The organism is Streptomyces atratus (assembly GCF_900119365.1).
GTDB lineage: Bacteria > Actinomycetota > Actinomycetes > Streptomycetales > Streptomycetaceae > Streptomyces > Streptomyces atratus_B.
On record NZ_FPJO01000009.1, the window covers coordinates 118164 to 137910 of the forward strand.

The following is a 19747-nucleotide window of genomic DNA, read 5'->3' on the forward strand; positions in this document are numbered from 1 at the left end:
GCACCGGGGCTGGCGGACCGGTGGGTACGGGGCCGGTGCCGGCCGGGGGCTACTCGGGCTTGCCGGGGACCGGGTGGCCGCCGAGACGGGTCGGTGCGGGGGCCCGTTCCAGCTCGTGGCTGAGCTCCTCCAGCTCGCTGCCGCCCGCCATCTGGCGGGTCAGCTCGTCCAGCGTGACGCTCGCCCTGGTGTGGCTGCCGGACATCGCGCCGCGCTTCAGCAGCACGAAACGGTCACCGACCAGATACGCGTGGTGCGGGTTGTGCGTGATGAGGACCACGCCGAGACCCGCGTCGCGGGCGGCCGCGACGTACTTCAGCACGACCCCGGACTGCTTGACGCCGAGCGCGGCGGTGGGCTCGTCCAGGACGAGGACCTTGGCGCCGAAGTAGACGGCCCGGGCGATGGCGACGCACTGGCGCTCGCCGCCGGAGAGGGTGCCGATCGGCTGGTCGACGTCGCGCAGGTCGATGCCCATGCGCAGCAGCTCGGAGCGGGTGGTCTCACGCATCAGCCGTACGTCGAGGCGCTTGAAGGGGCCGGAGCCGGTGGTCGGCTCGGAGCCGAGGAAGAAGTTGCGCCAGACCGGCATCAGGGGGACGACGGCCAGGTCCTGGTAGACCGTGGCGATGCCGCGGTCCAGGGCGTCGCGCGGGTTGGCGAGGGTGGTCTCCTCGCCCTCGATGAGGAAGGTCCCGGCGTCGTGCCGGTGCAGCCCCGCGATGATCTTGATCAGGGTGGACTTGCCGGCGCCGTTGTCGCCGAGCACACAGGAGATCTCGCCCGCGTGGACCTCCAGCGAGACGTCCGTCAGGGCCTTGATGTTGCCGTAGTACTTGCTGACGTGGTCCAGCTCGACGAGCGCCCGGTGGGGCGCCTCCTGGTCGGCCGGTGCCTTGGGGGCCGTCACTTCGTCGCCTCCGCGCGCTTGCGTACCCATGCGTTGAGCAGGGTGGCCAGGAGCAGCATGGCTCCGAGGAAGAACTTGAACCAGTCCGGGTTCCACTCCGCGTACACGATGCCCTTGCTGGTCATGCCGAAGATGAAGGCACCGACCGCGGAGCCGATCGCGGAGCCGTAGCCGCCGGTGATCAGACAGCCGCCGATGACGGCCGCGATGATGTAGATCAGTTCGTTGCCGACGCCCTCGCCGGACTGCACCACGTCGAACGAGAACAGCAGGTGCTGGCCGGAGACCCAGGCGGCGAAGGCGACCCCGAGGTAGAGCCCGATCCTGGTGCGGATCACGGGGACGCCGACCGCGCGGGCCGCGTCGGCCTCGCCGCCGACGGCGAAGATCCAGTTGCCGAAGCGGGTGCGGAGCAGGATCCAGGTGGCGATCGCGACGAGTACGGCCCACCACAGGATGGTGACCTTGAACTCGACGCCGCCGACGGTCCACTGCGAGGCGAAGACCTTGCGGGCCGAGTCGAAGCCCTCCATGTCGCCGATGGCCTTGGTGGACACGGTCCCGCTGATCAGCTTGGTGAAGCCCAGATTGAGGCCGGTCAGCATCAGGAACGTACCGAGGGTGATGATGAAGCTCGGCAGTTCGGTGCGGGTCAGCATGAAGCCGTTGAACGCCCCGATGGCCAGGGTGACCAGCAGTGACACGAAGACGCCGACCCAGACGTTCGCCGTCATCTGATAGCTGAACATCGACGAGATCAGCGCGGAGCTGGTGACCAGCACACCGGCGGAGAGGTCGAACTCGCCGCCGATCATCAGCAGCGCCACCGGCGCCGCCATGATCCCGATCGTCGAGGCCGCGTACAGCACCGTGCCGAGGCTGGAGGCGCGCAGGAAGCTGTCGGCGACGATCGAGAAGAAGATGAAGACGGCCGCGGCACCGACCACCGAGCCGAGCTCGGGGCGGCCGAGCAGCCTGCGCAGCGGTGAGGTGCGCATCAGCCGCTCGTCGGTCCCGGCCGGCGCGGACGGCCCGGCGATCGTGCTCATCGGGTCCCCCGCTTCGTGTACTGGGCGAGTTCGGCGGCGTCCTTCGAGGTGATGATCTGCGGCCCGGTGAGGACCGGGCGGCCGCCACCGAGGACATTGCCGTTGTAGCGGTGGAGCCAGAGCAGGTCGACCGCCTCGTACCCCTGGAGGTAGGGCTGCTGGTCGACCGCGAAGCCGAGGGTCTTGTCCTGGAGGGCCGTGGCGACCTTGGCGTTCAGGTCGAAGGTGTCGATCTCGGCCTTGCTGCCCGCGGTCTTCTTCGCCTTGACGGCGGCGTCCGCGAACGGCGCGCCGAGGGTGACGACCGCGTCGATGTTCTTGTCGGCCTGGAGCTTGGCCTCGATGGACGCCTGGACGTCGGGCATGTTGGTGCCCTCGACGTAGAGGTTCTGCATCTGTCCGTCGAAGGTCTTCTTCGCTCCGGCGCAGCGCTGCTCGTGGCCGACGTTGCCCTGCTCGTGCAGGATGCAGAGCGCCTTCTTGCGGCCCCGTGCGTTGAGCTCCTCGCCGACCGCCTCGCCCGCGATGGACTCGTCCTGGCCGATGTGGGTGAGCGCGCCGAACCGCTCGGACTCCGCGGAACCCGAGTTCACCGTGATCACCGGGATCCCGGCCCTGGTGGCCTTGGCCACGACGTCCTTCATGGCATCGGGCTTGGCGAGGGTGACGATCAGCCCGTCGACCTTCTGGTCGATGGCGGCCTGCACCAGCTGGGCCTGCTGCTGCGCCTCGTCGTTGTGCGAGTACAGGAACTTGATGTTGTCCTTGACGGCCGCCTGCTCGGCACCGCGCTGGACGATGTCCCAGAAGGTGTCCCCGTCGCCCGAGTGGGTGACCATGGCGAAGGTCCAGCGGGGCGTGTCCACCGCGGCCCGGCCCTCGGCGGCGGCGCGGGCCGCGCGTTCCTCCGCCCGCTTGCCACCGGTACTGCTGCATCCCACGAGGGAGGCCCCGAGCACCGCCGCAAGCACGGCGCCCATCGCACGTACCCCTGTCCGAACCCTTGCCACGACGCCGTGCCCTTCTTGTGCTGCTCGCTGTGCTGCTTGGAGTGGCCGGGGATGGTGCACACCCGGCCCGGCTGGCCAAGTATCCCCGAGCGGTCGGCGGCGCCGCCCGGCAGGGGCGGGAGGCGTGTGTCGGCACCGGGGCGTACGGGGACGTCGACGGAGCCGTGCGGCCGTCGTCACCGTACGAGCAGCTGGAAGTCGAAGCTGTAGCGCGAGGCCCGGTAGATGTGGGAGCCGAACTCGACGGCCCGTCCGGTGTCGTCGAAGGTGGTGCGCTCCATCGTCAGCAGGGCGGCGCCCTCCGTCTCGGCGAGCCCGGCCGCCTCGTCGGCGGTGGCGAGCCGGGCGCCGACGGTCTGGCGGGCGCTGTGCAGGGTGATCCCGGCGCCGCGCAGCAGCCGGTACAGACCGGTGGCCTCCAGCCGTTCGGTGTCCAGGTCGACGATCCCGGGCGGCAGGTGGTTGCGCAGCAGCGCCAGCGGCTCGCCGTGGGCGTACCGCAGCCGCTCGACGAGGTGTACGCCGGTGCCTTCGGCGACCGCGAGGGCCTCGGCCACCTCGGGGCCGGCGGGCTCGACGGTGTTGCGCAGGACGCGGGTCGTGGGGTGCCCGCCCGCGGCCTCCAGGTCGTCGTAGAGGCTGCTCAGTTCGAGCGGGCGCCGGACCGTGCTGTGCACGACCTGGGTGCCGACGCCGCGGCGGCGGACCATCAGCCCCTTGTCGACCAGCGACTGGATGGCCTGGCGGACCGTGGGCCGGGACAGGCCGAGCCGGGCCGCGAGCTCGATCTCGTTGCCGAGGAGGCTGCCGGGGGCGAGCCTGCCCTCCTCGACGGCCGCTTCCAGCTGCTGGGCCAGCTGGAAGTACAGGGGGATCGGGCTGGTGCGGTCCACTCCGAGTTCAAGTGCGGCGGGGTCGGTGGTGGGTTTGGACACGCGTGGAGGGTAACCCTCACGTCAGAACCTCCGGTAGTCCGGTCGTCCTGTTGTCCGGACAGCAGGACGAATAAGCCGCACCTTGTAAGGACATATGGTTGACAGCGCAGCCGGCGGGCGGCACGTTGGATCCATGCGTATCGGACTCATCGGCACCGGCCGGATCGGTTCCTTCCACGCGGGCGTGCTGGCCCGCCATCCCGAGGTGGACGCCCTGGTGGTGACGGACACCGACGCGGCGCGGGCCGCCGAGGTCGCGCACCGCACCGGCGCGACGGCCGTGCCGGGCGCCGCCGAGGTGTTCGGTGCGGGGGTGGACGCGGTGGTGATCGCCTCGGCCACCTCGGCGCACGCGGGGCTGATCGGCCGGGCGGCGCGGGCGGGACTCCCGGCGTTCTGCGAGAAGCCGATCGCCCTGGACCTGCCGGGCACCCTGGGCGCGCTGCGCGAGGTCGACCGGGCCGGGAGCGTACTCCAGCTGGGCTTCATGCGCCGGTTCGACGCGGGCTACCGGGCGGCCCGCGCCGCCGTGCGGGCCGGTGCGCTGGGCAGGCTGCACACCGTGCGGGCGGTGACGATGGACCCCGCCCCGCCGCCCGCCGCGTACCTCCCGCTCTCCGGGGGGCTGTACCGGGACTGCCTGGTCCATGACTTCGACATGCTGCGGTGGGTGACGGGCCGCGAGGTGACGGAGGTGTACGCCACCGGGTCGGACGCCGGGCCCGGGATGTTCCGGGCGGCGGGCGACGTCGACACGGCGGCGGTCCTGCTGACCCTCGACGACGGCACCCTGGCCACCGCGGCGGCCACCCGCTGCAACGGCGCCGGTTACGACGTACGGATGGAGCTGGCGGGCGAGCTGGACCAGATCACGGTCGGCCTGGACGGCCGCACACCGGTCACCTCGGCCGAGCCGCAGGGCCCGCCGGCCCCCGCCAGCCCCTGGCCCGGTTTCCTGGAGCGGTTCGCTCCGGCGTACGAGGCCGAACTGGACGCGTTCGTACGGGTGGTGCGGGGTGAGCTGCCCAATCCGTGCGACGGCCGGGAGGCGTGGTTCGCGCTGCTGGTCGCGGAGGCGTGCGAGGTGTCCCGCCGGGAGCGCCGCCCCGTGACGATCGCGGAGATCGCCGACGGCGCGGCGCAGCCCTCCGCCTGAACGGCGCCGGGCCCGGCGTCCGGTTTCGGCCGGCTGTCGAGCACCTTCCACGCCATCCGCAGGTCAAGTCCGGTCATGACGGAGCTCCTTGTCTCACCAGCGGACGGGCAGCCCGCGCACCCCGCGCATCAGCATCCCGGGAATCCAGTCCAGCTCCCCGGCCGCCGCGTCCGGCGCGAGGGAGGGGCACCGCTCCAGCAGCGTACGGATCGCGATCCGGCCCTCCAGGCGGGCCAGCGGCGCACCCACGCAGAAGTGCACGCCGTGGCCGAAGGCCAAGTGCCCCTGGGCGTCGCGGCGGATGTCGAAGGTGTCCGGTTCCGGATAGCGGCCGCGGTCCCGGTCGGCGCCCGCCAGGGACACCAGGACCGGGGCGCCCGCCGGAATGACCCGCTGCCCGATCTCGACCTGCTCGCGGGGATAGCGGAACGTGGCGTTCTCCACCGGACCGTCGTAGCGCAGCATCTCCTCGACCGCGCCCCCGATCAGCTCCGGGTCGTCCAGCAGGGCCGCCAGCTGGCCGGGGTGGTCGAGCAGCGCCCGTACACCGTTGGCGATCAGGTTGACCGTGGTCTCGTGTCCGGCGACCAGCAGCAGGAAGGCCATGCCGACCAGTTCGTCGGGCGAGAGACCGTCGCCCTCCTCGTCGCGCGTCCTGACCAGAGCGCTCATCAGGTCCTCGCCGGGCGAGCACCGCTTGTCCTCGATGAGTTCGCGGAGGTACTCGTTCATGGCGCGCACCGCCTCGAACTCCTGCTCCGGCGAGGCGGGGGTGATGACACCGCGCGACAGCCGGCGGAAGGCGCCGCGGTCCAGGTCCGGCACACCGATCAGCTCGCAGATGACGGTCATCGGCAGCGGGAAGGCGAGCGCTTCGACGAGATCGGCGCGCCCGGCGGGCACCATCGCGTCGAGGAGCTCGTCGGTGATCTGCTGGACGCGCGGGCGCAGGGCCTCGACCCGGCGGGCGGTGAACTCCCGGGCGACGAGCTTGCGCAACCGGGTGTGGTGGGGCGCGTCCAGCTCCAGCATGTTGAGGAAGATGGGGTCGCTCTCGGCGGGCGCGCCCGGCAGGCCCCGCCAGTCCTTGGCGAACCGCGGGTCGGCGAGGGTCGCGCGGGCCTCGTCGTAGCCCACCACCAGCCAGACGCGCTCGAACTCCTCGGTGCGCACGGTGTGCACCGGGCCCGCGGCCCGCAGCTTCTCGTAGTACGGATACGGGTTCGCGGTGAAGTCCGCGAACCCGCGCAGATCGACATCGACCTCGGCACGGCCACTGGCATCGGACATGGGATCGCCCCTCCCGGTCTGACGGCTCGTTCGGACCGGTCGCTCCGGACCGGCCGGTTCAGCCTATGTCGCCGGCTCCGCGCCGTCGTCGTCGAGCAGGCCCGCGTCGTGCACCAACAGCGCGATCCGGACACGGTTGTTGAAGCCGAACCTGGCCAGGATCCGGGACACCTGCGTCTTCACGGTCGCCACGCTGAGATAGAGCGTCGCGGCGATCTCGGCGTTGGAACGGCCGCGACGAGCAGCCGGACCGGCTGCGCCGCGGGGTCCATCGGGGTGCGGGTGGTCATGACGACAACCGTAGCCAGCCCCGGCCGCCTCACGCGCCGGGGACCGTCGGTCCGGGCCGGTGCGAGGGTCAGGCCGGCCACGGCAGCGAGGCCCGGACGCGGAAGCCGCCGTCCGGTCGCGGCCCGTGACCGAGGCTGCCCCCGGCCAGGGCGGCACGTTCCGTGAGGCCGATGAGCCCCTGGCCGGAACCGGGGACCTGCTCGAAGGGTTCGGTGGGCGCCGGATTGCACACCTCGACGGTGAGCCCCTCGCCCCGGGCGCCGGTGACCGTGACGGTGACCTCGGCGCCGGGTGCGTGTTTGCGGGCGTTGGTCAGGCCCTCCTGGGCGATGCGGTAGACGGTGCGGCCGGTGGCGGCGGGGGCCGTGGCGGGGTCGACGACGCGGTTGTCGAGGACGACCTTCATGCCGGCCAGCCGGGACTCGGAGATCAGCGACTCCAGCGTGGCGAGGGTGGGCTGCGGCCGGTCGCCGTCGCTCTCGCCGGGGCTGCGCAGGACTCCGATGATCTCGCGGAGGTCCTGGAGCGCCTCGTGCGCGCTGTCCCGGATGACCCCGGCCGCGCGGGCCACCTCGGCCGTGGGTGCGTCGGGGCGGAATTCGAGGGCGCCGGCGTGGACGCTGAGCAGGGTCAGCCGGTGGGCGAGGACATCGTGCATCTCGCGGGCGATGGCCTCGCGGGCCAGCCGCTGCGCCTGTTCGGCGCGGAGCTCCGCCTCGGCCTCGGCCCGGCGGGCCCGCTCGCGCAGGGTGACGACGAGCTGGCGCCTGGACCGTACGACCATGCCCCAGCTGATCACCAGCAGGGGCAGCAGCACTCCGACGACCGTGGCCCCGGTGAACGAGGTATCCGGATCGGGGCGCAGATACGGCTGTACGGGGGCGAGGGCCAGGGCGAGCGCCCCGATGGCCGCCACGGGCCGGAACGGGCGGTGCACGGCCACGCCGAACAGCGCGACGAGCACGGCCCCCGCCGAGACCGGCTCGACCGCGGCGACCAGGACCAGGGCCACCGCGACACCGACCGGCCACCGCCGCCGCACCCACAGGGCACAGCAGGCCAGCGCCCCGATCACGACGTCGGCGAACAGGACGCCGTCGGGGGTGGTGGGGTCGGCTTCGATCGCGGCCGCCGCGAGCACGCCGATCAGGGCCGCACAGAGGAAGGCGGTGAGGTCGACGGCCCAGTCCCGCACGGTGCGCCGGGAGCGGCCGCGCCGGTCGCCGGGCAGCTCGGGGTCGGCCATCGCCGAGGGCAGCAGCCAGCGGTACTCCGTACGCGTCATGCCACAAAACTACCCAGACCGGGCGGATGCCCCCGGCCGCACGGACGCGTCGAGCGACCAAAGTCGCTGAACACGAGACTTTCGGACCGGGCCGGAGGCCGCCGCCCGGCTCAGGGAGCGGCCGGAGTCACCGCCCGGCGGCCCCAGGCGGTCCCGGCCAGGACGAGCACCGCACCGACCCCGCCGAGCACGCCGAGCCGTTCGCCGCCGATCGCGATGCCCACGGCGGCGGCCCACAGCGGCTCCGTGCCGAGCAGCAGGCTGACCCGGGACGGCGAGGTGCGGCGTACCGACCACATCTGCACGAAGAAGGCGAAGAGCGTGCAGAAGACGGAGAGGAAGAGCAGCCCGTCCCACTCCCGGACACCGAATCCCGCGGCCACGGTCCACGGCGCCTCCCCCGTGCCGGGCAGGGCCGCGAGCACGGCGAAGACGGCGACCGAGCTGCCGAGCTGGACCGTGGTCAGCGACAGCGAGTCGGCCCCCTGCACCGACTTGATGCGGGCCATCAGCAACACGTGGACGGTACGGGCGAGGGCGGCCACCAGCATCAGCAGGTCGCCGACGGACGGAGTGGTGAATCCGCCGCCCTGGGTCAGCAGCACGACACCGGCGACGGAGAGCGCCGCGGCGGCGAGGAAGGCCCTGGGTGGCCGGACGCGGGTCACGGCGGCCACGCGGCCTGACCGGTCCTTTCGAGGCCCCGGCGGCCCAGGGATTCATCGCGAGCGCGGGGTGACCTCCGCCATCCGGGACCAACCCTCGCCCGGCACCTCGACGTTGATGATCTCCGGGGTCTCGGCGACGAGATCCGCCATCAGGTCCATGGCCGAGGCGAAGTGCTCGGACTTCACATGGGCCTCACCGGCCTCGGGGGAGGCGAAGGCCTCCAGCAGGACGAACTGGTCGGGGTTCTCGACGCTGTACGACCACTCGAAGAAGACATTGCCCGGCTCCTGCCGGGTGGCGAGGGTGAAGGGCTCGACGGCCGGGAGCCAGTTGTCGCGCTCTTCGCTGCGGACGGTGAACTTGACGGCGATGAAGATCATGCGTCAAGGGTCGCATATGCCCCGGAGGCGGACTCATCGGGCACACCCGGATGGCGCCGGACGGGCTGGACACCGGCCCGTCCGCCGACAGGGCCTAGCAGGGCCTGTCCGGCGGATCATGGCCGGGGTCACGGCGTCTGGCACGGCACCTCGCGGCGTTGCCGGAACGTCCGAATAGCTCCGCTATCAAGACGCTCCGGCGCCTTGCGATGCACCGCACCAGACGCCGCGCCCTGTCCGACCCTGATCCGCCGGACAGGCCCTAGCCTCCCAGCTCGCGGTGGCGGGCCGTCAGCCGTGCGGCGCCCTCCTCGGTCGGTGAGCCGAACAGCCGCAGCCGGGAGATTCCGCCGTCCGGGAAGATGTCGATCCGGATGTGCGTGGCCCGGACCGCCTCCGGCAGGACGAAGCGGTGGTCGGTATCGGGCTGCAGCCGGGTCCGGGGCAGCACCTCGGTCCAGTCGCCGCTCTCGCCGTCACGGGCCCAGAGGCTCGCCCAGCCCGCCGCGTTGCCCTTCAGATACGCGGTGTCGATCTCGGCCGCTCGGATCTCCGCCTGCTCGACGAGCCGGTAGCGGATCCAGTCGTTGCCCCTGTCGCGCCGGCGGCGGGTCTCCCAGCCGTCGTCCATCTTGCGGGACCGGCCGGGCCGGATGGTATTGGTGGCCGGGGAGTAGAAGCGGTCGGAGGCATCCTCCACCGTGCCGCCGTTCTCCAGGGCGACCAGGTCGAAGGTGCCGAGGGCGGCCAGCCAGGCGGGGTCGGGGGTGACCTCGCCGTACACCCGGAGGCGGGCTATTCCGCCGTCGGGGTGCTGGTTGACCCGCAGATGGGTGACGCGCTGCTCGGCCGCGACCACGAAGCCGTTGGCCGCGTGTCCGCCAACGGCCGTACGGGGTACGAGCGTTGTCCACTCGACCTCGGGTGCGAGGAGTTCCTCGGGCGAAGGGGAGCCGGGCACACAGGCCGCCTCGACGGAGACCGCCTGCGGGTAGTTGCCGCGGAAGTGGGCGGTGTCGACGACGATGCCGCGGACGATTCCGGGCGCGCCGAGCCGCACCAGCGCCCAGTCGTGGTCCTCGTCCGCGGGGTGCGGCACGTCCGCGCTCGCGCCGCGACGGCGGCGGGTCTCCCAGCCGTCCATGATCTTGCCCTTGTGGCCGAAGCGCTCGGGGTCGAACTCGGCGGGCTCCGGCCTGAGCAGGTTCTCGCGCTCGGCGAAGAACTCGTCGTTGGCGGCGATCACACCCGCGCCGAGCCGCCGGTCGGCGAGGTCGACGAGGCCGGTGAAGGGGAAGCCGGCGGTGCGGTAGTCGGCGTACGGGTCGCCGCCGCCGTACGGGCTCGCGTCACCGGTGAAGCGCTCGGTCGCCGTCATGGTCACTGGTTCCTTTCGAGGAGTCGGCCGGTGGGTCCGGCGACCGTGCCGTCGGCCGCGATCCGTTCGCCGCGCAGCCAGGTCGACTTCACGACGCCGTACAGGGTCCTTCCGGCGTACGCGGTGACCTGGTTGCGGTGGAAGAGTTCGGCGGGGTCGACGGTGAACGTGTCGTCGGGGGCGAGCACCGCGAAGTCCGCGTCCCGGCCGGCCTCGATGGCGCCCTTCCGGGTCAGCCCGGCCAGTTCGGCGGGGGCGGCCGACATCCAGCGGGCGACGTCGTCGAGCGAGTGTCCACGCTTCCTGGCCTCGGTCCAGACGGCGGGCAGTCCGAGCTGGAGGGAGGAGATCCCGCCCCAGGCGGAGGCGAAGTCCGGCGTCTTGAGGTCGGTGGTGCACGGCGAGTGGTCGGAGACGATGCAGTCGATCGTCCCGTCGGCCAGCCCCTCCCACAGCGTGTCCTGGTTGGCGGTCTCACGGATCGGCGGGCAGCACTTGAACTCCGTGGCGCCGTCCGGAACCTCCTCGGCGGTGAGGGTGAGGAAGTGCGGGCAGGACTCCACCGTGATCCGTACGCCCTCGCGCTTGGCGGCCGCGATCATCGGCAGGGCGTCACTGGAGGACAGGTGCAGGACGTGGACGCGGGCGTTCAGCCGCCCGGCGTGCGCGATCAGGCCCTCGATCGCGGTGTTCTCGGCGTCGCGCGGCCGGGAGGCGAGGAAGTCGGCGTACGCGGGGCCGCTGCGCTGCGGGGCGGAGGCCAGGTGGCTCGGGTCCTCGGCGTGCACGATCAGCAGCCCGCCGAATCCGGCGATCTCCGCCATGGAGCGGGCCAGCTGTTCCTGGTCGAGCTCCGGGAACTCCTCGACGCCGGAGGGCGAGAGGAAGCACTTGAAGCCGAACACCCCGGCCTCGTACAGCGGCCGCAGGTCCTTGACGTTGGACGGGATCGCGCCGCCCCAGAAGCCGGTGTCGATGTGCGCCTTGGGGGCGGCCACCTGCTGCTTGGTGCGCAGGTGGTCGACGGTGGTGGTCGGCGGGAGGGAGTTGAGCGGCATGTCGAGCAGGGTGGTGATGCCGCCCGCCGCCGCCGCGCGGGTGGCGGTGAAGAAGCCTTCCCACTCCGTGCGGCCCGGATCGTTCACATGGACATGCGTGTCGACGAGTCCGGGCAGCAGGACGTCGTCGCCGAAGTCCTCCAGCCGGGCACCGGCCGGCACCCCGGTGTCGTACGGCAGGACGGCGTCGATTCTCCCGTCGGCGACGGCGACCGCTGCGGGGCGTGTCCCGCCCGGGGTGACCACACGCGTCGAGCGCAGTACCAGCTTCACGTCCGCACCGGACACCCGTGCTCCTCACTTCGGACTTTCGAACGCCGATGAATTCAACGAACTGTTGAAGGAGTCTTCACTCGGGATTCGGGCCCGTCAAGACCCCACTTTCCTCGCCGGACGGTCGGCGGGCCACCCCTCGCCCACAACCGGAGATTTCCACAAAGCAAAAGACCCATTTCGGAGAGCGGAACGTAGCATGGGACCAGTGCGGTCGCGCAGAACTGCCCCGCCGACTGCCGACACCGGGACAAACAGGCTCTGACCGGCCAGGACGCCGCACCCGGAGCAGTGCGCCGACCGGGAACCGCCCGGTAGGCTGCTGGGTGCCTCGCCGGGCGGGGCACCCGCTCTTCCGCCTCGAAAGGACCGTTGACGTGCCGCCGTCCCACGCCAGCACATCCGACTCCAAGCCCGCCGCGTCCAGCGGTGGTGTGCAGTCCCTTGAGCGTGCCTTCGATCTGCTGGAGCGGATGGCGGACGCGGGGGGTGAGGTCGGGCTGAGCGAACTCTCCGCGAGCAGCGGGCTCCCGCTGCCGACCATTCACCGCCTGATGCGCACGCTGGTGCTCTGCGGATATGTGCGCCAGCAGCCCAACCGGCGCTACGCGCTGGGCCCTCGGCTGATCCGGCTCGGCGAGTCCGCGTCCCGGCTCCTCGGCACCTGGGCCCGCCCCTACCTCGCCCGCCTGGTCGAGGAGACCGGCGAGACCGCGAACATGGCGCTGCTCGACGGCGACGAGATCGTGTACGTGGCGCAGGTGCCGTCCAAGCACTCGATGCGCATGTTCACCGAGGTGGGCCGCCGGGTGCTCCCGCACTCCACCGGGGTCGGCAAGGCGCTGCTGGCGCACACGCCCCCGGAGGAGGTACGCGCCCTGCTCGCCCGTACCGGAATGCCGGCCGCCACCGAGAAGACGATCACCACTCCCGACGGCTTCCTCGAAGCGCTGGAGCAGGTCCGCCGGGTCGGTTACGCGGTCGACGACAACGAACAGGAGATCGGGGTCCGCTGCCTGGCGGTCTCCGTCCCGGACTCCCCCACTTCGGCGGCGATCTCGATCTCCGGTCCGGCGGGCCGGGTGACGGACGCGGCGACGGAGCGGATCGTGCCGATCCTCCAGCAGGCCGCGAAGGAACTCTCCGACGCGCTGGCGAGCAGCGGCTCCACCGGCTGAGACAACGCGAGAAGGGGGTAGGTGGCACCGGCCACCCACCCCCTTCTCCCCTTCTCAGACCGGTTCGGGCGCCGTCAGGCGGCCGTCGTCCATCCGGACCGTGCGGTCCGCCCGGTCCAGATGGATCAGGTCGTGGGTGACCAGCACCGTCGCCGTCGACCGTTCCCGGGTCAGCGCGACCAGCAGGTCCAGCACCGCCGCGCCCCGCTCGTGATCGAGCGCGCTGGTCGGTTCGTCGACCAGCAGCACCGCCGGGTCGTTCATCAGGGCCCGCGCGATGTTGATCCGCTGCCGCTGTCCGCCCGACAGCTGATGCGGCCTGCGTCCGGCCTGGTCCGCCAGGCCGACCGCGTCCAGCAGTTCCAGCGCCCGGCCGCGGGCTCCGCGTACCGCGCCGCCCGAGAGGTGCGTCATCACCTGGAGCTGTTCGGCCGCCGTGAGCGAGGGCAGCAGGTTGGGCTGCTGGAAGACGATGCCGATCTGCTCCCGGCGCAGCTGTGCCTGTTGCGCGCGGCCCAGGCCCATGGTGTCCGTACCGGCGACGGCCACCCGGCCCTCGTCCGGGGTGACCAGGGTCGCGGCCACCGCGAGCAGGCTGGACTTGCCGGAGCCGGAGGGTCCGACGACCGCGGTGAGCGTCCCCGCGGGCACGTCCAGCGAGATCCGGTCGAGGGCGGTGAGCCGGCCGTCGCCGTCCGGGTAGGTGAGGGTGACGTCGGCGAGGGTGAGGGTCATCGGGCACTCCCGAGTGCGGTGAGCGGGTCGACGGCGGTGATCCGCCGGATGGACAGGGCCGCCCCGAGCGCACCGAGGACGATCATGACGGCCGCCGGGACCAGGACGGTCGCCGCGTCGAGGACGAACGGTACGGCCCCGCCGCTGATCAGGGCGCCGAGCCCGGAGGCCAGCGCGGTGCCCACGCCCGTACCGATGACGAGCATCACGACGGCCTGCCCGAGCGCGTCGCGCAGCAGATACCGGGTGGAGGCGCCGAGCGCCTTGAGCACGGCGACGTCGCCGCTGCGCTGGATCGTCCAGACGGTGAAGAAGGCGCCGATGACCAGGGCGGAGATGGCGAACAGGAAGCCGCGCATCAGCTGGAGCGAGCCGTTCTCGGCCTGGTAGGAGCCGATGGCGGTGAGCGAGTCGGCGAGGGAGAGCGTGCTGGTGCCGGCGGCCTTGTCGCCCGCGCCGAGATCGGCGCCGTCGGTGGTGGTCAGGGCGATCACCGTGGCGTGCCGGGCCCGGCCCTCCCCGTCGCCGCCGAACCGCTGCCAGTCGTCGAGCGAGGTCCACACGACGGGTGTGTGGCTGTACGAGGCGTCCCCCGCGACGGCCGCGACGGTGACCTCGGTGGAGCCGAGCCGCAGCCGGTCACCGGCCCCGATCGCCAGGTCCTCGGCGGCCTGCCCGGACAGCACCACCTTCCCCGGGCCGACCCGCGCGCCACCGGTGGGCGCCAGGCCCCCGCCGGGCTCGACCCCGAACGCGGACACCGCGGCGGTGTGCCCGCCCCGGACGGCGGCGGCGTTGAGCGTACGAATGCCGAGCGGTTCCGCGCCGCTCACACCGGGACGCTTCGCCCAGCTCCGCCAGGCACTCTCCTCGACGGTCGAGTCGGTGAAGGACACCGACCGGCCGTCGGGCGGGGCGGCGAAAGCCAGATGGTCGGCGTTCAGCCCGGTGACGGCCGAGGTGTTCTCCCGGGCCAGACCGGCGGTGAGCCCGGACAACAGGCCCACGAGCAGCGTGATCAGCATCACGACCGTGCCCATGAGCGCGAACCGGCCCTTGGCGAACCGGAGATCTCTCCATGCGACGAACATGCCCCCAGCCTCGTCGTCCGGGCCGCCGGAAACATCGCTCGGCGGTGGGGCCCGACATCAACCTTTCGATTGACCGGCCCCTGCCGGCCCGCGTCTACGCTGGACGAATCATGGATACCCACGCCCACCCCCCGGTCACCGCCGCGCTGCGGCTGTGTCTGCACGCGCTGCTGGTGGGGCTGCTCGCCCTCGCGGCGGTACGGGCCGTCGGCGACGGCACCCCGCATGCCACCGCCGTGGTCGTGGTGGCATGCCTCATGGCCGCCCTGTACGCGGCGGGTGCGCTCGCTCCCGCCGTACAGCCGCGCACCCGGGCCGCCGCCCTGTGGCTGGCGGCCCTCGGCGCCGTATGGCTGGCGCTGCTCGTCCTGTCGCCGGACAGTCTGTGGGTGGCCTTCCCGCTCTACTTCCTGCAACTGCATCTGCTGCCGACGCGCTGGGCGCTGCCGGTCGTCGCCGCCACCGCCCTCGCCGCCATCGCGGGCTTCGTGCTGCACGGCCAGGCCGTCAACCCGGGCACCTTCATCGGGCCGCTGCTCGGGGCGGCGGTCGCGGTCGCGACGGTCCTCGGGTACGAGGCGCTGTTCCGGGAGAGCGAACGGCGCCGGGAGCTCATCGAGGAGCTGATGTCGACCCGGGCGGAGCTGGCCGAGGCGGAACGCACCGCGGGCACGCTGGCCGAACGCGAGCGGCTGGCCCGCGAGATCCACGACACGCTGGCGCAGGGCCTGTCCAGCATCCAGCTGCTGCTGCGCGCCGCCGAACGCACCCTGGACGCCGACGCCCCCGCCACCACGCACGTCCGCCGGGCCCGCGAGGCCGCCCAGGACAATCTCGCCGAAGCCCGCCGCTTCGTACGCGCCCTGTCGCCGCCGGACCTGGAGAACGGCTCCCTGGCGGCCGCCCTGGAACGCCTCTCGTCCCGCACGACCGGCCCCGGCCTCACGGTGCAGTTCGCGGTGAGCGGCACGCCGGTGGAGCTGCCCACCCCGTACGAGGTGGCGCTGCTGCGTACCGCCCAGTCGGCGCTGGCCAACACGGTGCGGCACGCCGGGGCCCGGCGCGCGGAGATCACCCTCAGCTTCATGGACACCTCGGTGTCGCTGGACGTCGTCGACGACGGCCGGGGGTTCACCCCGGGCCTCGGGCCGGTCGCCGCGGACCAGGAGACCGGGGGCTTCGGACTGCCCGCGATGCGTGCGCGGGCCCGTTCGCTGGGCGGCACCCTCAGCGTCGAGTCGGCCCCCGGTCAGGGCGCCGCCGTCGCCCTCACCCTTCCCCTCCCGATCCCCGACGGCCGGACAGGACAGGACGCCGCATGACCACCCCCGCCGACACCCCCATCAGGCTGCTGCTCGCCGACGACCACCCGGTGGTGCGGGCGGGGCTGCGGGCCGTGCTCGACTCCGAACCCGGCTTCCGGGTGGTCGCCGAGGCGGCCACCGCCGAGCGGGCCGTCGCGCTCGCCGCGGCCGGCGGCTTCGACGTCGTCCTGATGGACCTCCAGTTCGGCGCGGGCATGCACGGCTCGCAGGCCACCGCCGCCATCACGGCCCAGCCGGACGCGCCCCGGGTCCTGATCCTCACCACGTACGACTCGGACGCCGACATCCTGGCCGCGGTCGAGGCGGGCGCAGCCGGCTATCTGCTCAAGGACGCCCCGCCGGAGGAGCTGGCGGCGGCGGTACGCACGGCCGCGGCCGGCCGCTCGGCGCTCGCGCCGGCCGTCGCCCACCGGCTGATGGACCGCATGCGGACACCCGCGGAGGCCCTGACCAAGCGCGAGCTGGAGGTCCTGCAACTGGTCGGCGAGGGGCTGTCGAACCTCCAGATCAGCAAGCGGCTCTTCCTCAGCCAGGCGACCGTGAAGTCCCACCTGGTGCACATCTACGCCAAGCTGGGCGTGGACTCCCGCACCTCGGCGGTCGCGGCGGCGACGGCCCGCAGGCTGATCCGCCGCTGAACCCGGCCGCCGCCCTGCCGGTCAGCCGCGCGGCGGCTCACCGAAGAGGTCGACGGCGACCCGTACGTCCCTGAGCGCGGAGGCCAGGGCGCTCACCGAGCCGATCGCCCCCGCGATCAGCAGCAGCGAACGGCGCAGGCGCGGAATCTCGGGCACACCGCCCACCGCCATCGCGTTCAGTGCGGCCAGTTCGTCCTCGGCGATCCCCCGGTCCGGGAATTCGCCCGGATGCCCCGCCAGCTCGCGGCGGAGCCGGGAGACGGCCGTGCGCAGCTCGGTCACCCTCGGATCCTCACCGCTGCCGGTCACTCGCGTCTGCCCCACGCTTCGCAACAAAGCACTCCCCCTCGCACGTCCTTGTGCCAGTGTTCCGACCGGTCCCCCACACCTTGGTCAAGTATCCGGACGTGCGCGCAAGTTAACGCCATGAAAGGTGTCGAGCGCCACTCCGCGGACAAGATTCGGGGTCTCCCGTAAGGGTGATTCACTTGTAGCCCGGTGGACGCCGCTGCCCGCTCGCACCCCCTCCGCTTGCTTGAGCGAAGGGTGCGTTTCCCGTGGCTGCCGGGGTATCCAGGCCGCATGACTCCGACAACACCCACCCCCGAGGTCGCCGGACTGCTGCTCGCCGCGGGCGGCGGACGGCGGCTCGGCGGCCGCCCCAAGGCACTGCTCGAACACCGCGGCCGGCCACTGGTCGAACACGCGGTGCGGGTGCTGCGGGACGGCGGCTGCGGCCTGGTCCATGTGGTCCTGGGCGCCGCCGCGGACGAGGTCCGGGCCCGCGCCGACCTCGGCGGCTGCACGGTGACCGTCAACCCCGGCTGGACCGAGGGCATGGGCTCGTCGCTGCGGGCCGGGCTCGGGGCGCTGGCCGGCACGGGGGCGGACGCGGCGCTCGTTCTCCTGGTCGACCAGCCCGGCATCGGCGCGGAAGCGGTGGCACGGGTGCGTTCGGCGTACCGCTCCCGGACCGGGATCGCGGCCGCCGCGTACGGCGGGGAACGCGGCCATCCGGTGCTGTTCGGGGCCGGTCTGTGGGCGGAGATCGCGGCGGGGGCGGCGGGCGACCAGGGCGCCCGCGCCTATCTGCGGGCGCACCGCGATGCGATCACGCTCGTCGAGTGTTCCGATGTGGCTCAGGCGTACGACATCGACACGGTGGAGGACCTGAGACACCTCGGGTGACCGGACTGGCACGCTGCGCCGGCAACGCACCACTTCTGTTTCTGTCGACCCGGAGAATCTCGACATCAACAAACCATTGAACTTCCACCATAAGGAAACTACTATCCACTGGTCAGAAGCCCTCTGCATCCCGGACGGCGTCCTCGCCCGCATCCCGGAGCCCTGGCGCGCCTTGCCATTTCAGGCGACCCGGCGGTCGTGAGACGCCGCCCCGCACCGCCCGCTGAAGGAGTGACAGCTCATGTCCGCACCAGCGCCGTCCCCGCTGGCCATCGTCGCTGCCGAGCCCTTGCCCCGGCAGGACGAGGTCCTGACCGACGCGGCCCTCGCGTTCGTGGCCGAGCTGCACCGGCAGTTCACGCCCCGCCGTGACGAGCTGCTCGCCCGCCGCGGCGAGCGCCGCGCCGAGATCGCCCGTACGTCCACGCTGGACTTCCTGCCCGAGACGGCGGCGATCCGCGCGGACGACTCCTGGAAGGTCGCGCCGGCCCCGGCCGCGCTGAACGACCGCCGGGTGGAGATCACCGGTCCGACCGACCGCAAGATGACCATCAACGCCCTGAACTCGGGCGCGAAGGTCTGGCTCGCCGACTTCGAGGACGCGTCCGCCCCCACGTGGGAGAACGTCGTCCTCGGCCAGCTCAACCTGATCGACGCGTACACCCGCACCATCGACTTCACCGACCCCCGGTCCGGCAAGTCGTACGCCCTGAGGCCCGCCGAGGAGCTCGCCACCGTCGTCACCCGCCCCCGCGGCTGGCACCTGAACGAGCGTCACCTCCAGCTCGACGGCACCCCGGTGCCCGGCGCGCTGGTCGACTTCGGCCTCTACTTCTTCCACAACGCCCAGCGCCTCATCGATCTCGGCAAGGGCCCGTACTTCTACCTCCCGAAGACGGAGTCGCACCTGGAGGCCCGCCTCTGGAACGACATCTTCGTCTTCGCCCAGGACTACGTCGGCATCCCGCAGGGCACCGTCCGCGCGACCGTCCTGATCGAGACGATCACCGCCGCGTACGAGATGGAGGAGATCCTCTACGAACTCCGCGACCACGCCTCCGGGCTGAACGCCGGACGCTGGGACTACCTCTTCTCCATCGTCAAGAACTTCCGCGACGGCGGCTCCGAGTTCGTCCTGCCGGACCGCAACGCGGTGACGATGACCGCCCCGTTCATGCGGGCGTACACCGAACTCCTCGTCCGCACCTGTCACAAGCGCGGAGCGCACGCGATCGGCGGGATGGCCGCCTTCATCCCGTCCCGCCGCGACGCCGCGGTCAACAAGGTCGCGTTCGAGAAGGTCAAGGCCGACAAGGACCGCGAGGCGAACGACGGCTTCGACGGCTCCTGGGTCGCCCACCCGGACCTGGTCCCGATCGCCATGGCGTCCTTCGACGCGGTCCTCGGCGAGAAGCCCAACCAGAAGGAGCGCCTGCGCGAGGACGTCGCGGTGGCTGCCGGTGACCTGATCGCCATCGACACCCTGGACGCCAGGCCCACCTACCAGGGGCTGCGCAACGCCGTCGCGGTCGGCATCCGCTACATCGAGGCCTGGCTGCGCGGCATGGGCGCGGTCGCCATCTTCAACCTGATGGAGGACGCGGCCACCGCGGAGATCTCCCGCTCGCAGATCTGGCAGTGGATCAACGCGGACGTGGTCTTCGAGAACGGCGAGCACGCCACGGCGGAGCTGGCCCGCAAGGTCGCGGCCGAGGAACTGGCCGCGATCCGGGCGGAGATCGGCGAGGACGCGTTCGCGTCCGGCAGGTGGCAGCAGGCCCACGACCTCCTGCTCCAGGTCTCCCTGGACCAGGACTACGCGGACTTCCTGACGCTGCCCGCGTACGAGCAGCTGGGCTGACGCCGCTTGCGTACATGACTGCCCCCGGTGCCGACGGCACCGGGGGC

At 72.3% G+C, this 19747-nt stretch carries 18 protein-coding genes and 2 pseudogenes; 6 read left to right on the forward strand and 14 right to left on the reverse strand.

All coding sequences use genetic code 11. The features are described 5' to 3' along the window. Positions 1-49: 49 nt before the first annotated feature. From BT364_RS17645 to BT364_RS17660, 4 genes are all read right to left on the reverse strand, one after another. Positions 50-910, reverse strand: coding sequence for an ATP-binding cassette domain-containing protein (locus BT364_RS17645; RefSeq protein WP_072486135.1), 861 nt, complete (start codon positions 908-910; stop codon positions 50-52). After that, positions 907-1959: an ABC transporter permease gene (locus BT364_RS17650; RefSeq protein WP_072486136.1), complete on the reverse strand. Its 1053-nt coding sequence runs from the start codon at positions 1957-1959 to the stop codon at positions 907-909. The genes BT364_RS17645 and BT364_RS17650 overlap by 4 nt, the downstream gene beginning before the upstream one ends. Next, on the reverse strand, positions 1956-2969 hold the full coding sequence (locus BT364_RS17655; RefSeq protein ID WP_442759020.1) for a sugar ABC transporter substrate-binding protein: 1014 nt from the start codon (positions 2967-2969) through the stop codon (positions 1956-1958). The genes BT364_RS17650 and BT364_RS17655 overlap by 4 nt, the downstream gene beginning before the upstream one ends. A 176-nt stretch (positions 2970-3145) precedes the next feature. Then, entirely contained in the window at positions 3146-3904 is a 759-nt protein-coding gene (locus BT364_RS17660; protein ID WP_072486138.1) for a GntR family transcriptional regulator, read from the reverse strand. A gap of 133 nt (positions 3905-4037) precedes the next feature. Here BT364_RS17660 and BT364_RS17665 point away from each other — a divergent pair, with 133 nt between their 5' ends. Next, positions 4038-5060, forward strand: a complete 1023-nt coding sequence (locus tag BT364_RS17665; protein ID WP_072486139.1) for a Gfo/Idh/MocA family protein — start codon at positions 4038-4040, stop codon at positions 5058-5060. 93 nt (positions 5061-5153) lie between these two features. Here the strand turns inward: BT364_RS17665 and BT364_RS17670 are convergent, their stop codons facing one another. The 7 genes and pseudogenes from BT364_RS17670 to allB all read right to left on the reverse strand — a co-directional run bounded on the left by BT364_RS17670 (position 5154) and on the right by allB (position 11699). Beyond that, positions 5154-6350, reverse strand: a complete 1197-nt coding sequence (locus BT364_RS17670; RefSeq protein WP_072486140.1) for a cytochrome P450 family protein — start codon at positions 6348-6350, stop codon at positions 5154-5156. Positions 6351-6413: 63 nt separating this feature from the next. Further along, positions 6414-6596 (reverse strand): annotated as a pseudogene (locus BT364_RS17675) (response regulator transcription factor); the annotation flags it as partial. 112 nt (positions 6597-6708) lie between these two features. Next, positions 6709-7926 (reverse strand): sensor histidine kinase, encoded by a 1218-nt coding sequence (locus tag BT364_RS17680; RefSeq protein WP_072486141.1) that lies wholly within the window; start codon positions 7924-7926, stop codon positions 6709-6711. A gap of 110 nt (positions 7927-8036) precedes the next feature. After that, a pseudogene (locus tag BT364_RS17685) lies at positions 8037-8600 on the reverse strand (DMT family transporter); the annotation flags it as partial. Between the two features lie 45 nt (positions 8601-8645). Continuing rightward, positions 8646-8975 (reverse strand): putative quinol monooxygenase, encoded by a 330-nt coding sequence (locus BT364_RS17690; protein WP_072486142.1) that lies wholly within the window; start codon positions 8973-8975, stop codon positions 8646-8648. A 262-nt stretch (positions 8976-9237) separates the two neighbouring features. Beyond that, on the reverse strand, positions 9238-10353 hold the full coding sequence (alc, locus tag BT364_RS17695; RefSeq protein WP_072486143.1) for an allantoicase: 1116 nt from the start codon (positions 10351-10353) through the stop codon (positions 9238-9240). Between the two features lie 2 nt (positions 10354-10355). Continuing rightward, entirely contained in the window at positions 10356-11699 is a 1344-nt protein-coding gene (gene allB / locus BT364_RS17700) for an allantoinase AllB (protein WP_072486144.1), read from the reverse strand. 362 nt (positions 11700-12061) lie between these two features. Between allB and BT364_RS17705 the strand changes: the two genes are divergently transcribed. After that, entirely contained in the window at positions 12062-12862 is an 801-nt protein-coding gene (locus BT364_RS17705; RefSeq protein WP_072486145.1) for an IclR family transcriptional regulator, read from the forward strand. A 54-nt stretch (positions 12863-12916) separates the two neighbouring features. Here BT364_RS17705 and BT364_RS17710 read toward each other — a convergent pair whose 3' ends face one another. Then, positions 12917-13597 carry an ABC transporter ATP-binding protein gene (locus tag BT364_RS17710; protein WP_072486146.1) on the reverse strand — a complete coding sequence of 227 codons (681 nt, stop codon included), beginning with the start codon at positions 13595-13597 and terminating at the stop codon, positions 12917-12919. Beyond that, the gene (locus BT364_RS17715) at positions 13594-14688 is read right to left on the reverse strand and encodes an ABC transporter permease (protein ID WP_072486147.1); all 1095 of its coding nucleotides are present in this window, start codon (positions 14686-14688) and stop codon (positions 13594-13596) included. The genes BT364_RS17710 and BT364_RS17715 overlap by 4 nt, the downstream gene beginning before the upstream one ends. 110 nt (positions 14689-14798) lie before the next feature. On the opposite strand from BT364_RS17715, the gene BT364_RS17720 reads away from it, so the two are divergent. After that, positions 14799-16010 (forward strand): sensor histidine kinase, encoded by a 1212-nt coding sequence (locus BT364_RS17720; RefSeq protein ID WP_072486148.1) that lies wholly within the window; start codon positions 14799-14801, stop codon positions 16008-16010. Beyond that, positions 16007-16651 (forward strand): response regulator, encoded by a 645-nt coding sequence (locus BT364_RS17725; RefSeq protein ID WP_072486149.1) that lies wholly within the window; start codon positions 16007-16009, stop codon positions 16649-16651. The genes BT364_RS17720 and BT364_RS17725 overlap by 4 nt, the downstream gene beginning before the upstream one ends. A 21-nt stretch (positions 16652-16672) precedes the next feature. Here the strand turns inward: BT364_RS17725 and BT364_RS17730 are convergent, their stop codons facing one another. Beyond that, entirely contained in the window at positions 16673-16975 is a 303-nt protein-coding gene (locus tag BT364_RS17730) for a DUF5955 family protein (protein ID WP_072486150.1), read from the reverse strand. 258 nt (positions 16976-17233) lie between these two features. Between BT364_RS17730 and BT364_RS17735 the strand changes: the two genes are divergently transcribed. Both BT364_RS17735 and aceB read left to right on the forward strand, forming a co-directional pair. Then, positions 17234-17839: a nucleotidyltransferase family protein gene (locus tag BT364_RS17735; protein WP_072486151.1), complete on the forward strand. Its 606-nt coding sequence runs from the start codon at positions 17234-17236 to the stop codon at positions 17837-17839. Positions 17840-18080: 241 nt separating this feature from the next. Then, entirely contained in the window at positions 18081-19700 is a 1620-nt protein-coding gene (gene aceB, locus BT364_RS17740) for a malate synthase A (protein WP_072486152.1), read from the forward strand. Positions 19701-19747: the final 47 nt, after the last annotated feature.